A 14,711-nucleotide genomic window follows, 5' to 3' on the forward strand; every position below is an offset into this window, starting at 1 on the left:
GTCTCGCTGACCCGCGCCGGGAGCGCCCGTACCGCCGAGCACTCCCGAGCGAAGGAACCATGAACGTCACCCCCTTCCGGATCTCCGTGTCCGAGGACGTCCTGCGCGATCTGCGCGCGCGACTCACCCGCACCCTCTTCACCGAGCCGTCCGACTCCGCCTACTGGGCGGCCGGTACCGACCCCGGCTGGCTCCGCGACGTCGTCGCCCACTGGGCCGACGGTTTCGACTGGGCCAAGGCCGAGGCCGTCCTCAACGCCTTCCCGCACTTCCGCGCCGACATCGCCGGCCGCGCCGTTCACTTCGTCCATCTCCCCGCCAGGCGGCGAGGCGCGACCGACGGCCCCGCGCCGCTGCCGCTGGTCCTCACCCACGGCTGGCCGAGCAGCTTCGTGGAGATGCTCCCGCTCGCCGAACGGCTCGCCGACCCGGCCGCGCACGGCGGCGACCCGGCCGACGCCTTCGACGTCGTCGTCCCCTCCCTGCCGGGGTTCCTCCATTCGGACCTGCCGGACGGGCCGTTCACCCGGCAGGGCGTCGCGGAGACCTGGCACACCCTGATGACCGAGGTCCTCGGCCACGAGCGGTACGGCGCCTTCGGCGGCGACATCGGAGGCGGTGTCACCCAGTGGCTCGGCGCCCTCCACCCCGAGGCGGTCGCCGGTGTCCACATCACCTCCGCCGTCGTCTCCGCGGACTTCGCCGCCCAGCCGCCGACCACCCGCGAACGCACCTATCTCGACGCCCTCTCCGCCTACGAAGAGGGCGACCAGGGCTACAGCGAGATCATGTGCACCCGCCCCGACACCCTCGCCGCCGCGCTGCGCGACTCGCCGGCCGGGCTGCTCGCCTGGATCGCCGACAAGTACCGCGACTGGAGCGACTGCGGCGGCGACCTGGAGTCGCGCTGGGACCGCGACACCCTGCTGACCGTCGCCACCCTCTACTGGGCCACCGGCACGATCGGCTCCTCCTTCCGGCAGTACTACGACTACCACCACAACCCGACCGTGCCGCCGGTCCACGTCCCGGCGGCCGTCACCCTCAGCCACGAGCCCGCCTACGCCGACTACCCCCGAAGCCTCGCCGAGCGCGTCTTCCGCGACCTGAGGCACTGGCAGACCCCCGGCCGCGGCGGCCACTTCATGGCGTACGAGGAGCCCGACCAGGTCGCGGGGGAACTGCGGACCTTCTTCCGGCCGCTCAGGTGAGGTCCGGCCGGTGACGGCCCGGGCGCGCGGGCGCCCGAACCGCAGGGAGCCCGGGCGCCCGGGCGTGCGGGCCCGGCTCACGCGAAGGCGCACGCGTTGCGCTCGGCCCAGGCCGAGAAGGGCCGCCCCGCCCGCCCGAGCACCCGCTCCACATCGGGGCTCACCCGCTGCTCCTCGGGGGTGGGCTCGCCCAGCACGCCCAGCATCCCGTCCACGGCCACCTCCGGCAGGAACCGCACGAGATGGGCACGCGCCTCGGCCCGGCTCTGGGCCACGAACCGCACCGGCGCGTCCACCGCCAGAGCCACGGCCGCCGCCTGCTCGCGCGGGGTGACCGCCGCCGGTCCCGTCAGGACGTAGGTACGCCCCGCATGGCCGTCCTCGCGGAGCGCGGCCGCCGCGACGTCGGCGATGTCGGCCGGGTCGACGACCGGCATCGCCACATCGGCGAAGGGAGCGGCGATCGTCCGCGCGGTGCGCACCGCATCCGCCCACACGTAGGCGTTGGAAGCGAAGCCGGAGGGCCGCAGAATCGTCCACTCCAGGCCGGACTCCCGCACCGCCGCCTCGAACTCCTTCAACGGACCGTGGGACTCCGAATCCGGCCGGGTGCCCAGGAGCTGAGAGGACTGCAGGACCAGCCGGCGCACCCCGGCGGCCACGGCCGCGCCGACCACCGCCCGGGCGTCCAGCTCCGCGCCGACCCCCGCGACCAGCAGGAACACCGCGTCGGCACCCTCGAACACCGGCTTCAGCTCCCGCGGTTCGGCCAGGTCGGCGACCCGGTGCCGTACCCCCACGGGCAGCGGAGCCTCCGGCGCGCGGCGGCTGACCGCCGTGACCTCCTCGCCTTGCGCGGCCAGCGCCTCGACGAGCAGTCGTCCGACGTTCCCGGTCGCTCCGGTGACAACGATCATGATCTGTTCCTTCCGTGGATGCGTGAGCTGACCACGGCGGGGCGGGAAGGCCCCGCCGTGGTCACGACACTCATCCTGGAAGGTGAACTGGCCACCTCCTGGCCAGTTATGAACCGCTCTCCTCGCCGTAGCGGCGCTCGAACTTCGCGATCCGCCCCTCGCTGTCCACGGTCCGCGCCTTGCCCGTGTAGAAGGGGTGGCTCTCGGAGGAGATCTCGACGTCCACCACCGGGTACGTGTGGCCGTCGTCCCACTCGATGGTCTGGTCGCTGGTCGCCGTGGACCGGGTCAGAAAGGCGAACCCGGCGGAACGGTCGCGGAACACCACGGGCCCGTACTCCGGCTGCTTGTCCTGCTGCACATGTCCTCCTCGAACGGCCTGCCACGTCTTCCCCCGATGCGCCCAGCCTCCCCCCGCCGGGCGACGGTGGCCCCGTGAGCGGCACCGAACGGGTGCCGGCGTCAGCCCGCCTGGTGGTGCGGCCCCCACCGCGCCGCGAGGAGCAGGGCGATGTCGTCCGGGCGGTCGGGGGCCTGCCGGGCCTCGCGGATCAGACGGTCGGCCGTGTCGGCGAGGGGTGCGGTGCCCGTGGCGGCGAAGGTGCGTCGCAGCCGCTCGATGCCCTCGTCGATGTCGGTGCCCGGGTTCTCCACCAGGCCGTCGGTGAACAGGGCGAAGACGTCACCCGGCTCCAGGCGCAGCCGGGTCAACGGATACGTGGCCGTGCTGTCGACGCCGAGGACCACGCCGCCGGCGAGCTCCACGACCTCCGTGGTGCCGTCGGCGCGCCGGAGCAGGGGCTGCGGGTGGCCGGCCCGGACCGCGTGCATCTCGCCCGTCGCCGCGTCGAGCAGGACGTAGCAGCAGCTGGCGAACTGGCCGGGGTCCAGGTCGATCAGCAGCCGGTTGGTGCCCCGCACGACGTCCTGCGGCCGCTGTCCGGCCAGGGCGTAGGCCCGTACGGCACTGCGCAGTTGGCCCATCGTGGCGGCGGCGGCCACCCCGTGCCCCTGTACGTCGCCGATGACCAGGGCAAGGCGGGCACCACCCGTCTCGATCACGTCGTACCAGTCGCCGCCCACGTCCATGCCCTGGGTGCCGGGCAGGTACCGGCCGACCGTGTCCACGCCCTCGTGGACCGGCAGCCGGTGCGGGAGCAGCGCGTCCTGGAGGCCCCGGGCGAGCGCGGACTCCGAGTCGTAGCGCTGCGCCCGCTCGAGCGCCTGGGCGATCAGGCCCGCGAGCGCGGTGAGGACCGTCCGCTCCTCCGCGGTGAACCCGCGCGGCCCGTCGAAGCCGAGAATGCACGAGCCCACCGGCCGCCCCGAGGCGATCAGCGGCAGGAACGCCCGCGCGCCCGTGTGCGCGTCCAGCGGCAGCCCCGGATACGCGGTGCCCAGCTGCTCCATCGACTCGAAGAAGAGCGGCCGGCCGGTGGTGAGTGTCTCCACGCCGGGCAGCCGTGCGTCCAGACCGACCCCGTCGAAGGGTTCGAGGAAGCCCGGCGGGAAGCCGGTCTCCCAGGCCAGGTAGAGATGCCGCTCGCTCAGCAGATAGATGGCCAGCTGCCGTCCGCCGAACGCGGGCAGGAGCTCCTCGGTGACCACGGCCGACACCTGGCGCGCCGTCACCGCCTCCGAGAGCGCGATGGCGAGCGCGACCGGACGGTAGAGGGCCTCGGCGCGCCCCTCGGCGGAGGCGAGCGTGTCGTCGCCCGTCGCCTCCGGCAGTCGCTGGGCGGGGTCTCCCGCCGGGACCAGCACCATGGTCACGCCCTCGGGCCCCGGGTACAGGGACACCGACAGCCACTCGCCGCGCCCCGGGTGGGCGAGGAAGTGCATCGGCTGGTCCGAGAGCAGCGCCCCGCGCAACTGTTCCTCGTGGTAGGGGTGGGAGAACCACGGCAGGGCCTCCCACAGCGGCCGCCCGGCCAGCGCACCCCGGGGCATGCCGAGCAGCGACTCCGTCCCGTCGTTCAGGTACGTGATCCGGCCGAGCCGGTCGATCGCCAGGATCGCCCGCGGCAGCCGGTCGGTGGCGTCCGAGCCCACCAGGCCGGTGCCGAGGTCCACGAGCGAGCCCCTCAGCACCTTCCCGTCATGGCGGTCGGACACCTGGCGGGCGGTGATCTCGAGCAGGTGCAGCCCGCCGTCGGGTCCCTTCAGGCGGATCCTGCGTGCGGTGGGACGTCCCGAGCCGACTGCCTGCCGGGCCACCGCCCACAGGGCGTAGGCGTCCTCGGGGCTCAGGCGAGAGGTCAGCGCCTCGACGGTCCAGGGGAAGGGGGTCGCCTCACCGAGGATCGCCCGCAGCCCGGCGTCCGCGGTGACGGCCCCGGTCTCCAGGTTCCAGTCGAAGTGGCCGATCCGCACCGGCGGCGAGGCGAGGGTGGGCAGCTGGACACAGACCGGCTCGCCCGGCCACTCGATCAGCGTCCCCTCCTGTTCGAGGTTCCGCAGCGCCACCCCGAGGCGCCGTGCCTCCTGGAGCATCCGGCCCCGGTCCCGGGCGTCGACCGGTACTCCCGGGGTCGGTGCCCGCATCACCACCAGGACTCCGTACCGCTCGCGGCCGCTCACGACCGGCGTGTACAGGGACGCGAAGGGGAACGGCAGGCTCGCCACCATCTGGGGAAACAGCCGCATGGCCTCCTCGACGTCCCCCAGGTGGACCGGCTGCCCGGACCGATGGGCCTCCGCCACGGGGAACGGCCGGTTCACGTGCATCCGCCACCACGGGCGGAACAGTGAGCCCGGCAGCCCCGCCAGCACCGCGAGCCTCAGCAGTCCCGGGGTACCGGACTGGAGATAGACCCCGCCCGCGTACCCGCCCACCGCCTCCACCGCGCGCAGTATCGACTCGGCGAGCACGAGGGCGAGGGCGTCGGGGGCCGACCCGTCGGCGCCGGAGCCCGGGGGCGGGGTCCCGGTCCCGGCCGACGGGGCGGGACCTGCCGCGCCGTACGAGGTCACACAGCCAGCATGCTCCCGCCCGGGAGGCCCACGCATCCGGAGGTACGAACGTGTGAACCGGCCCCCCGACCCATTGACCCGGTGCGCGGCGGCTCGCCACACTCGGTCGTCGGCTGCTCGCGGCGGGCGCGCAGCCCCAACAGCTCGTGACCAGGGGGCGTGATGACCGGCCAGGTTCTTCCGTACGACGTACAGGGCAGCGGCCCGCACCGGGCGCTCGTGCTCCACAACTGGTTCGGCGACCGGACCAGCTTCGCGACGCTGCGGAGCCACCTCGACGACGACGCCGGGTCCTACGCCTTCCTCGACTGCCGTGGTTACGGAGAGGCGATCGACGCCGACGGCGCGTACACGATGGAGGAGGTCGCGGCGGACGCCCTCGCCGTCGCCGACGACCTCGGCTGGGACTCGTTCTCGGTGGTCGGCCACTCCATGGGCGGCAAGGCGGCGCAGCTCATGCTGCTCGACGCGCCCGAGCGGGTGCGCTCGATCATCGGCATCTCACCGGTCTCCGCGGCCGGTTTCCCGCTCGATCCGGAGACCTGGGAGCTCTTCGCCGGGGCTGCCGACAACCACGGCAACCGCCGCGCCATCATCGACAACACCACCGGCGGCCGGTACGGCGACGACTGGCTGGCCGGCCTCGTCGACCGCTCCGTGCGCCGCTCCTCGGCGACCGCCTTCCGCGCCTACCTCGACTCCTGGTCGCGCAGCGACTTCCACGAGCGGGTCCGCGACAACCCGGCGCCCGTCCTCCTCGTGGTCGGCGCCCACGACCCGGCGCTGGGCGCGGAGGCGATGGAGGCCACGTGGCTGCGCTGGTACCCGAACGCGCGGCTCGAAGTCCTGCCCGACGCGGGCCACTACGCGCCCGAGGAGACCCCCAAGGCGCTCGCCGACGCCATCGAGGCGTTCCTGGCGGCCTGAGAGGCGGTCCGGCGGGCACGCCCTGCCCTCCTGGCCGGCACGCCCTGCTCTCCTGGCGAGGACGCCCTGCCCTCCCGGCGGGCGCGCCACGCCCTCCCGCGAGACGATGGGCCCCCGGCGGAGCCTGGAGGCGGATGCACGTGGTCCTGACGGTCCTCACGGCGGTGGTCGCGGCGGCGGCCCTGGCCTGCCGCCTGGCGGTCCTGGAACTGCGCACGCCCGGCACAGCCCGCCGCACCCTCGCCTTCACCCGCGACCGGCGCGCCCTGGCCGCGGGGCTCCTCGCGGGCTGCTGCTCGGGGGCCTCGGCTGGTGGACCGCAGGACCGGGCACCGTGGCCTGGGCCGTCCTGGTGGGTGTCCTGGTCGCCGCGCTCACCCCCGTACGCGGAGACGGGCAGGGCCCCGCCTCCGGCGCTCGCGCGCGGGAGACGGGGCCCGAGGGCTCCCGGGATCAGGAGTAGTAGCCGAACAGGTCGGCGATCACGTGCACGGTTCCGTTGTTCGCCCGGAAGTCGATCTTTCCGTTGACGACGGGAACGGTGACGAGGTTGGCCGTGGTCTGCCCGGCCGTCCAGTTGAGGTTGGACGCGTTGGGCAGCGGCGTGCCGTCCGGCCACACGGTCAGGAAGCCGCCGGTGGTCGGCGCGGTCACCGTTACGTTGAGGACGACCGCCTTGGCGTTCGCCAGCGTGTGGCCGTCGTTCACGCTCAGCGCCAGCGGGGTGCCGCCCTTGAGCGGGGCGGTGCCCGAGGTGCCGAGCGCGTAGCGGGTGTCGAGCAGTCGGGCCGGGCCCGCCGTGTGGAAGGTGCCGCCCTCCGCGCCGGACGTGTAGTAGCCGAAGACGTCGGCGATGAAGTGCACCGTGCCGCTGCCGGCGTTGTACAGGTTCACCTTGCCGTCGGGGCCGATCGGCAGCACGACCATGTTCGGGCGGGTCTGGCCGGCCAGCCAGTTGATGTTCGACGCGGTCGGCCGGGACGTGCCGCTCGGGTACGCGATCAGGTGACCGGCCGAGGTCGGCGCGGTCGCCGTGACGTTGAGGACCACCGCGGTGGCGCCCGTGGCGGGGACGCCGCCGGCGCCCGCGACCGTCAGGGACACGGTGCCCTTGCCGGCGACCGGGGAGGTGCCCGGGCGACCGATGCCGCCGCGGGTGTCCAGGACGCGGGCCGGGCCCTTCGGCACGTAGGTGCTGCCGCCGTCGGCCGTCGAGAAGTAGCCGGAGACGTCGGCGATGAAGTGGGCCGTGTTGCCGCCCGCGTTGTACAGGTCGACCGAGCCGTCCTTGCCGACCGGGACGGTCACCAGGTTCGGGACGGTCTCGCCCTTCAGCCAGTTCATGTTCGACGAGGCCGGGCGGGTGGTGCCGCTCGGGTACGCGATCAGGAAGCCGGGGCCGCTGGAGGCGGTGGAGGTGACGTTCATGACGACCGCGGTGACGCCGCTCGCAGGGACACCGCCGACGCCGGTCACCTTCAGCTTGACCGTGCCGTTGGCGCCGACCGGGGTGGTGCCGGTGCGGCCGATGCCGTAGCGGGTGTCGAGGATGCGCGACGGGGGCAGCGCGGTGTAGGTGCTCGCGGGGGAGGGGGCGACGGCCTTGCACAGGCCGGCGACTATCTCGCGCCCGTTCGGGGTGCCGAGACCGGTGGCGAGGTCGTAGCCCGCGCCGGCCTGGTAGAGACCGCTGGTGTTGCCGGACTCGGTCACGTTGTTGTGGCCGGTGGTGACGTCACGGAAGGCCGTCGCCGGCAGCTTGTACAGGGCGTTGTGGACATAGCCGACCGAGCCGTTGGCCTGGCAGGCCAGGTCCTGGTTCGCCTGCGCGATCAGCGCGGCCCACACCGGGGCGGCGCCGCTCGTACCGCCGATGACCCACCAGTACTGGCCGCCGCCGCCGTAGGCGATCGGGTAGCCGGTGTTGCCGTCGCCGACCGCGGAGACGTCCGGGACCTGACGGCAGGCCGAGCCCGCCGGGGCCGTGCAGGCGTCGCTGTAGCCGGCGCCGGTGACGCCGGCCTGGAAGCCGGTCGCGGAGTCCAGGGCGTAGCGCGAGGAGACGCCACCGCCGGAGCCCACCCAGGTGGTCTGGTTGGCGACGGAGTCCACCATATTCGTGCCGCCCACGCCGAGCACGTACGGCGAGCCGGCCGGGCTGTCGGTGGCCAGCACCGGGGCCTTCGGGTCGGTGACGTCGTCGTAGAAGCAGCCGGTGGAACCGCTGTCGCCGGAGGCGGCGATCACGGTCTGGCCCTGCGCGGCGGCCTGCTGGAAGGCGAGGTTCTCGGCGTCCTGCACGGCGGTCGGGGTGTACGGCTCGCAGCTGCCCCAGCTGACGGAGACGACCTTGGCCCGGTTCTCGGTGACGATCTTGCGGAAGACCGCGACGCCCTCGTCCCAGGTGTTCTTGCCCTGGTAGACGAGGATTTTGGACTGCGGGGCGAGGCCGATGATGGTCTCGATGTCGAGCGCGGTCTCCATGCCGATGCGCTTGTCGACGTTCACGGCCTCGGTGGGGCCGCCGTTGACGCGGACCGCGGTCACCGGGACCTTGGTGCCGTGGCAGCGCTGGTACTCGGCGATGTCCTTGGGGTCGTAGTTCTCCAGCGAGTACACGGCGACGGTCGTGCCGGTCTGCACGTTCGGCTGGTTCGCCATGTTGTACTGGGCCGCCAGCGAACGGGCGCTCCAGTAGTTCTTCTTGTCGTACATCGGCGGGTAGGCCGGGTCGCTCGCGTCGGCGAACAGGGCCTGGATGTCCGAGCACATCGCCGGGGTCGTGCCCGTGAGACGCGGCCGCAGGGCGCCCGTGCCCGTGTCGGCGGTGCGCTTGCGCGGGCCGCCCTTCGGTCCGGTGTTGCGGGGCTCGTACGTGGCCAGGGTGTTCAGGCCGACGACGGTGCGCACCTCGTCCGCCACGCTGCCGTCGAAGGAGGGCGCGGCGGTGTTGGTGAGGCCGACCCGGCCGTTCTTCAGGCGGTAGCCGTCGAACTCGGTCCCGAAGGCCTTCGCCGCTGCGGCGACGGTCGTCTTCACCGGGAGCGTGAGACCGTCCGCCTCGAGGGCGCCGACGGTCAGGCCCTTGGCCTCGAGCTCGGCGCGCACGCGCTCGACCGTCCGCGGCTCGGCGCCGAAGACCCGGGCGAACTCGCCCGTACCGAGGTACTGGCGGTAGCGCGGCGAGCCGGGGGTGGAGACCTGGGCGACGAACCGCTTCAGCGCGGCCGGGTCCCTGGGCTCCAGGACGACGCTCAGGCCGAGCGCCTCACCGGGGGCGGGGTCGGCCGTACGGACGGCGCCCTTCGGCACCTTGGGCGCCGAGCCGATCCGCTGCGGCCCCGGCTCGCCGGCGGACGGTGCCGCGGCGGCCGTGGCCGGGACGCCGACCGCGGCGACGGCGAGCGCGGCCACCGCGGCCGCACCCCATCGGAATGCCTTCTCACGGGCGGTTCGGCCCATGCACACGCTCCTTCTCACGTTCCGCGTCGCGCGGCCGCGCGGGCAGGGAACGGCCGGGGAAGGAGATGTGGAAAGGCGGAACTCCGGGTGCGGAACGGCAGCTCCGGCCCGGTGCGCGTGAAACCCCCCCGGTGCCGTTCCCGCGCACGCATGTGCACGCGGCTGAGCGACGACCAGAAGTGAACATCTATCAGCCCCGCACGTGCGTGCGGCGAGCGGGGGTGGGTTTCGTTGTCGTGCCGTGATCGGGAACGCGATTTTCGGCCGTAAGTTACCTGGCGGTTTCTCGTGACTTCACAAGAACACCCCAGTAGAACGTGTTCCCATTCGCTCAAGAGTGAGGAACATCACGTGAGTGACAGATCCTTTTCGGACTCCCCTTCCGGGGGTCTGAGCCGCCGTCGGTTCGTCACTGGAACCGGTTCCATTCTGGGCGGCCTCGCCCTCGCCGGACAGGTCTCCGCCGCGAGCGCCGCCACCCCCGCCGAAGCCGTCGCCGCCACCGCGCCGATCCCGTCCGGCGCCCATGTCCCCGTACTCGTCGTCGGCACCGGATACGGCGGCTCCGTCGCCGCCCTCCGGCTCGCCCTCGCCGGCGTCGACGTCCATATGGTCGAAATGGGAATGGCCTGGGACACTCCTGGATCGGACGGCCGCATCTTCGCCAACACCACCAAGCCGGACTACCGTTCCTTCTGGCTGCGCACCCGCACCAAGCAGCCCCTCAGCCAGTTCCTCGGCTTCCCCCTCGACAAGGACGTCCCCCGCTACACGGGCATCCTCGACGCCGAGGACTTCGCCGGCATCACCGTCTACCAGGGCCGTGGCGTCGGCGGCGGCTCGCTCGTCAACGGCGGTATGGCCGTCACCCCGCGCCGCGAGCTCTTCCCCGCCATTCTTCCGACCGTCGACCCGGCCGAGATGTACGCCACGTACTACCCGCGCGCCAACGCCGGACTCGGCGTCACCGCCGTCGACCGGTCCTGGTGGGAGAGCGCCGACTGCTACCAGTACGCCCGGGTCGGCCGCAAGCACGCCGAACGCTCCGGCTTCCCCTTCGTCTTCGTGCCCAACGTCTACGACTGGGACTACATGAAGCAGGAGGCCATCGGCACCGTCCCCAAGTCCGCCCTGGAGGGCGAGGTCATCTACGGCAACAACCACGGCAAGAAGAGCCTCCAGAAGACCTATCTCGCACGGGCCGCAGAGACCGGCCGGGTCTCCATCTCGCCCCTCCACAAGGTCACCACCGTCACCCCCGCCTCCGGCGGCGGCTACACCGTCGTCATCGAGCGGCTCGACACCACCGGCGCCACCGCCGAGACCAAGACCGTCACCGCCGACCGGGTCTTCTTCGCGGCCGGCAGCGTCGGTACGAGCAAGCTCCTCACCCGCCTCAAGGCCACCGGCGCCCTGCCCGGCCTCAACGACCGGATCGGCAAGGGCTGGGGCGACAACGGCAACGTCATGTGCGGCCGCGCCAACCACATGTGGGACGCCACCGGCAAGCTCCAGTCCTCCATGCCCACGGCCGGCATCGACAACTGGGACGCCGGCGGCGCCTTCGCCGAGGTCGCACCGCTGCCCACCGGCATCGAGACCTACGCGTCCTTCTACCTCTCCATCACCAGGACCCCGCACCGCGCCGAGTTCAGCTGGAACGCCGCCGCCGGCCGCGTCGACCTCAGCTGGGACCGGGCCTGGAAGCAGACCTCCATCGACGCGGCGAAGACCATCTTCGACAAGATCAACGCCAAGGAGGGCACGATCTACCGCACCGACCTCTTCGGCGCCTACAAGATCTGGGGCGACCACCTGACGTACCACCCGCTGGGCGGCGCCGTCCTCGGCCAGGCGACCGACAACTACGGCCGGCTGCACGGCCACGACGGCCTGTACGTCATCGACGGCTCACTGATCCCCGGCACCACCACCGTCAACCCGTTCGTCACCATCACTGCGCTCGCCGAACGCAACATCGAGAAGATCATCGCCACCGACCTGTGACGCCACGGGGGGGGTGCGCGACGACGAGGGGCCGGCCGGACATTCCGGCCGACCCCTCCCGTGCTCGTTCAACGGGTCGGCAGCACGCACACCGTGTCGAGCCCGAGCACCCGGTTGAGCCGGCCGAACGCCAGCCACGAGCCCAGACTCATCGTCAGCTCCACGATCTCCACCTGGCTGTACGCCGCCGTCATCCGCGCCCAGAACTCGTCGTCCAGGTTGTGGTGGTCGAGTGCGTACCGCTCCGCGTACTCCGCCGCGAGGCGGGTCCGCTCGTCGAAGGCGTCCGTCGTCCGCCAGGCGAGGACCGCGTCGGCGAACTCCTCCTCGACCTTCTCCCCGTCCCGGTCGGTGCGCCAGTCCAGACAGAATTGACAGCCGTTGATCTGCGCGATCCGCAGCCGCGCCGCCTCGAACTCGCGCAGCCCGAGCGTCGTGTGCGCGTACACGGACAGCGAGAAGTTCGCCGCCGCCATGCCGATCCCGGGCACCATGTCGCCCCATACGTACCCGATCGGCTCCTGCCCCTCGGGAATGTCGATGATCACCGCAGTCTCCTTCCCAGCTTCCCTACCGCCGGCCTCAGCGGTACGTCCAGCGCGTCGTACAGTCCAGGCTCCGCCGCCACGAGCCAGTCGATCGCCCCCACCAGACGGCCCACGGCCGTCGCGTTGCCGCCCGCCGACCGGTTCTCCTCCTCGTCCGTCGCCTCGACCGTGACCTCGATCCGCGGCCGCCCCTCCACGATCACCCGGTGCGCCCCCGATCCGTCCGGCGGGACCGGCCAGTCCGGGGCGCACTCCGGATGGATCCGGGTGACGTGCTCGATCACCAGGCGCGGCTCGCCGTCGACGATCCCCTGCACCTCGAAACGGACCGCGCCCTGGGTGCCGGCCGCGAACTCGCCCATCGTCCGCGTGCTCACCGTCCGCTCCAGCGGCCGCCGCTGGAGCGTCTCGCGGATCTCGTCGAGCTCGGCGCCGAGCGCCCGCGCCATCAGCCGGAGCTGGCCGCCCCACACCATCGTCGGCACCGAGGGGAGCAGCATCGGCGGCTCGTACTCCATGGGCTGCCCCATGCCGACCAGATACCGGACCGACTCCTCCTGCTCGTACGTCGAGTAGTCGAAGATCTCCTGGCAGCGGATCGCCTCCACCGTGCTGCCCAGCCCGCTGACGAGCAGCGGCAGCACGTCGTTGCCCCAGCCCGGGTCCACGCCCGAGGCGAACAGCGAGCCACCACCCTCCTTCACCGCCGCCAGGACCGGCTCCCGGAACTCCGGGGGCGCGCCGCGCTGGTCGTAGAGCGGGTAGAGCGAGGGCGTCACGACCACGGCGCCGGCCCGTACCGCCCGTACGACATCGGCGAGTGCCTCGTCGGGGCGCAGGTCCCCGGACGCCGCGTACACCACGGCGCCCGGGCCCTGCGCGAGGACCGCCTCCACATCGCCTCGGGCCGCGACCCCCAGGTCGTGCCCGAGTCCGGCGAGCCGGCCCGCGTCGCGGCCCACCTTCTCCGGGTTGGCGACGAGGACGGCCGAGAGTTCGAGGTCCGGGTGGGCCGCGACGGCACGGATGGCCGCGCGCCCGACATTTCCGGTTCCCCACACCACCGTCGGAATCATGCGCGGAGGGTAGCGCCGGGGCGGTGAGGTTCCCAGAGGTGTGGCGGCCCGAATCTGACGGGCCGTCAGTACGGTGGGGGCCGGACGGTCTACCGACTCCTGGTCCCACGGACTCCGGTCTACGGAGCCGGAGTCGGCCCTTCGTCGAGCCGCAGCGCCACGAACGGCACCGTGTCGCCCGGCAGGACGTACCTCTCGATCTCCACGAAGCCGCGGGCCAGGGCGAACCGCAGCCCCTCCTCGTTGCTCGCGAGCACCACGGTCTCCACGCCGTCGTCGCTCAGCGTCCGGGCGTGCGCCAGGCCCTGCTCGTACAGCGCCGTCCCGTAGCCCCGGCCGCGGTACTCGGGCAGGACCCGGGAGATGACCGTCGCCGCGGGCGTCTCGTCGTCGGGCGGGCGCACCGTGGAGCACCCGACGGCGACGCCGCCCGCGTAGGCGACGTCGAGCCGGTTGCGCCCGGCGCGCTCGCGTACCTCCTCGGCGGAGAGCGGGGCCGTCGGGATGATCTCGTTGTGGATCAGCCGCCAGTCCTCCAGGAGGGCCGGCGCGGTGGCGGAGTCGGTGGGCTCGATCCGTTCGATGCGAAGGACGTTCATCGCCGCAGGAAATCGCGTGGCCACCGTGACGTCAACCTCATTCCTCGTGGACCGGACGGGTGAGGCGGTGCGCGTGGCGCGACAGGCGGGTGCCAGGACCGGGTACGGATGGCCGCATTGCCCCGAGCCTCGGAGGTGGCCGACCCATGCCCGTCCGCAAGGGCACCGCAATGGTGCTGACCTGCGCCCTGTCCGCGGCCCTGGTGCTGACCGGCTGCACCGCCGGGCAGCCGCCCGCGCCCGCGCCCGCACCGGCGGCGCCGAAGGACGGGCACGACGCGGCCAACCGCGCCCCCGAGAAGGCCCGCCAGGCCGCGAAGCGCATCCCCGGGATCGGCCCGAGGACGTACGCCCGCATCCCCGACGGCACGAGCCAGGTCCTGGTGGTGAGCGGCGACAGCGCCGACGGCAACGTGGCGACCGCCGTGCTCTACGACCGGGACCCGGCCGGCCGCTGGCAGCCCGTCGCCGGACCCTGGACCGGGCACAACGCCCTGCGCGGCTGGACGGACGACCACGTCGCGGGCGACCTGCGCTCGCCCGTCGGGGTCTTCCGCATCGGCGACGCGGGCGGGCGGCTCCCGGATCCCGGCGCGCGGATCCCGTACGACCAGGACGAGGAGTTCGCCGTCTCCGGCACCGGCTTCCTGGACGAACCCCTCGAGGGCTCGTTCGACTACGTGGTCGCCATCGACTACAACCGCGTCGCGGGGACGACGCCGCTGGACAAGGACCGGCCGCTCGGCGACGAGAAGGGCGGTGGCGTCTGGATCCACGTCGACCACGGCGGCCCCACCCAGGCATGCATCTCCCTGCCCCGCGAGAACATGACGGAGCTGCTGCGCGCACTCGACCCGGCCCGCGAGCCCGTCATCGTCATGGGCCCGGCCGCCGAGAACGCCCTCTGACGATCGGCGCCTTCGCGCTCGGCGCCGCCCCGAGCCGCGGCGGGCGGTGCGGCTGCGCGCCGCGGCCGCCCCACGGGCCGGCG

General features: G+C 73.0%; 12 protein-coding genes. 5 read left to right on the forward strand and 7 right to left on the reverse strand.

Translation table 11 applies throughout. The annotated features are described in order from the left end of the window. Positions 1-59: 59 nt before the first annotated feature. Positions 60-1,211, forward strand: coding sequence for an epoxide hydrolase family protein (locus tag ACIGEZ_RS18925; RefSeq protein WP_399832410.1), 1,152 nt, complete (start codon positions 60-62; stop codon positions 1,209-1,211). A gap of 77 nt (positions 1,212-1,288) precedes the next feature. On the opposite strand, the gene ACIGEZ_RS18930 is transcribed toward ACIGEZ_RS18925, so the two are convergent. The 3 genes from ACIGEZ_RS18930 to ACIGEZ_RS18940 all read right to left on the reverse strand — a co-directional run bounded on the left by ACIGEZ_RS18930 (position 1,289) and on the right by ACIGEZ_RS18940 (position 5,101). Beyond that, positions 1,289-2,128: an SDR family oxidoreductase gene (locus ACIGEZ_RS18930; protein ID WP_399832412.1), complete on the reverse strand. Its 840-nt coding sequence runs from the start codon at positions 2,126-2,128 to the stop codon at positions 1,289-1,291. A 106-nt stretch (positions 2,129-2,234) separates the two neighbouring features. Then, on the reverse strand, positions 2,235-2,489 hold the full coding sequence (locus ACIGEZ_RS18935) for a type B 50S ribosomal protein L31 (protein WP_399832414.1): 255 nt from the start codon (positions 2,487-2,489) through the stop codon (positions 2,235-2,237). Positions 2,490-2,590: 101 nt separating this feature from the next. After that, positions 2,591-5,101 (reverse strand): SpoIIE family protein phosphatase, encoded by a 2,511-nt coding sequence (locus ACIGEZ_RS18940; protein ID WP_399832416.1) that lies wholly within the window; start codon positions 5,099-5,101, stop codon positions 2,591-2,593. Positions 5,102-5,263: 162 nt separating this feature from the next. Here ACIGEZ_RS18940 and ACIGEZ_RS18945 point away from each other — a divergent pair, with 162 nt between their 5' ends. Next, positions 5,264-6,028 carry an alpha/beta fold hydrolase gene (locus tag ACIGEZ_RS18945; protein WP_399832418.1) on the forward strand — a complete coding sequence of 255 codons (765 nt, stop codon included), beginning with the start codon at positions 5,264-5,266 and terminating at the stop codon, positions 6,026-6,028. A 334-nt stretch (positions 6,029-6,362) separates the two neighbouring features. Beyond that, complete coding sequence (locus ACIGEZ_RS18950) at positions 6,363-6,491, forward strand: hypothetical protein (RefSeq protein ID WP_399832420.1); 129 nt, start codon at positions 6,363-6,365, stop codon at positions 6,489-6,491. Here ACIGEZ_RS18950 and ACIGEZ_RS18955 read toward each other — a convergent pair. Beyond that, positions 6,482-9,490: a protease pro-enzyme activation domain-containing protein gene (locus ACIGEZ_RS18955; RefSeq protein WP_399832422.1), complete on the reverse strand. Its 3,009-nt coding sequence runs from the start codon at positions 9,488-9,490 to the stop codon at positions 6,482-6,484. The two genes, ACIGEZ_RS18950 and ACIGEZ_RS18955, sit on opposite strands and share 10 nt — an antisense overlap. 351 nt (positions 9,491-9,841) lie before the next feature. Here ACIGEZ_RS18955 and ACIGEZ_RS18960 point away from each other — a divergent pair, with 351 nt between their 5' ends. Further along, on the forward strand, positions 9,842-11,497 hold the full coding sequence (locus ACIGEZ_RS18960; RefSeq protein WP_399832424.1) for a GMC oxidoreductase: 1,656 nt from the start codon (positions 9,842-9,844) through the stop codon (positions 11,495-11,497). Positions 11,498-11,565: 68 nt separating this feature from the next. Here the strand turns inward: ACIGEZ_RS18960 and ACIGEZ_RS18965 are convergent, their stop codons facing one another. The 3 genes from ACIGEZ_RS18965 to ACIGEZ_RS18975 all read right to left on the reverse strand — a co-directional run bounded on the left by ACIGEZ_RS18965 (position 11,566) and on the right by ACIGEZ_RS18975 (position 13,720). After that, positions 11,566-12,045 carry a carboxymuconolactone decarboxylase family protein gene (locus tag ACIGEZ_RS18965; RefSeq protein ID WP_399832426.1) on the reverse strand — a complete coding sequence of 160 codons (480 nt, stop codon included), beginning with the start codon at positions 12,043-12,045 and terminating at the stop codon, positions 11,566-11,568. Next, complete coding sequence (locus ACIGEZ_RS18970; protein ID WP_399832428.1) at positions 12,042-13,121, reverse strand: dihydrodipicolinate reductase; 1,080 nt, start codon at positions 13,119-13,121, stop codon at positions 12,042-12,044. The genes ACIGEZ_RS18965 and ACIGEZ_RS18970 overlap by 4 nt, the downstream gene beginning before the upstream one ends. Before the next feature lie 119 nt (positions 13,122-13,240). Next, positions 13,241-13,720: a GNAT family N-acetyltransferase gene (locus ACIGEZ_RS18975; protein ID WP_399832430.1), complete on the reverse strand. Its 480-nt coding sequence runs from the start codon at positions 13,718-13,720 to the stop codon at positions 13,241-13,243. A 146-nt stretch (positions 13,721-13,866) separates the two neighbouring features. On the opposite strand from ACIGEZ_RS18975, the gene ACIGEZ_RS18980 reads away from it, so the two are divergent. Continuing rightward, positions 13,867-14,628 (forward strand): hypothetical protein, encoded by a 762-nt coding sequence (locus tag ACIGEZ_RS18980; protein WP_399832432.1) that lies wholly within the window; start codon positions 13,867-13,869, stop codon positions 14,626-14,628. Positions 14,629-14,711: the final 83 nt, after the last annotated feature.

The organism is Streptomyces sp. NPDC085481, from assembly GCF_044541845.1.
GTDB lineage: Bacteria > Actinomycetota > Actinomycetes > Streptomycetales > Streptomycetaceae > Streptomyces.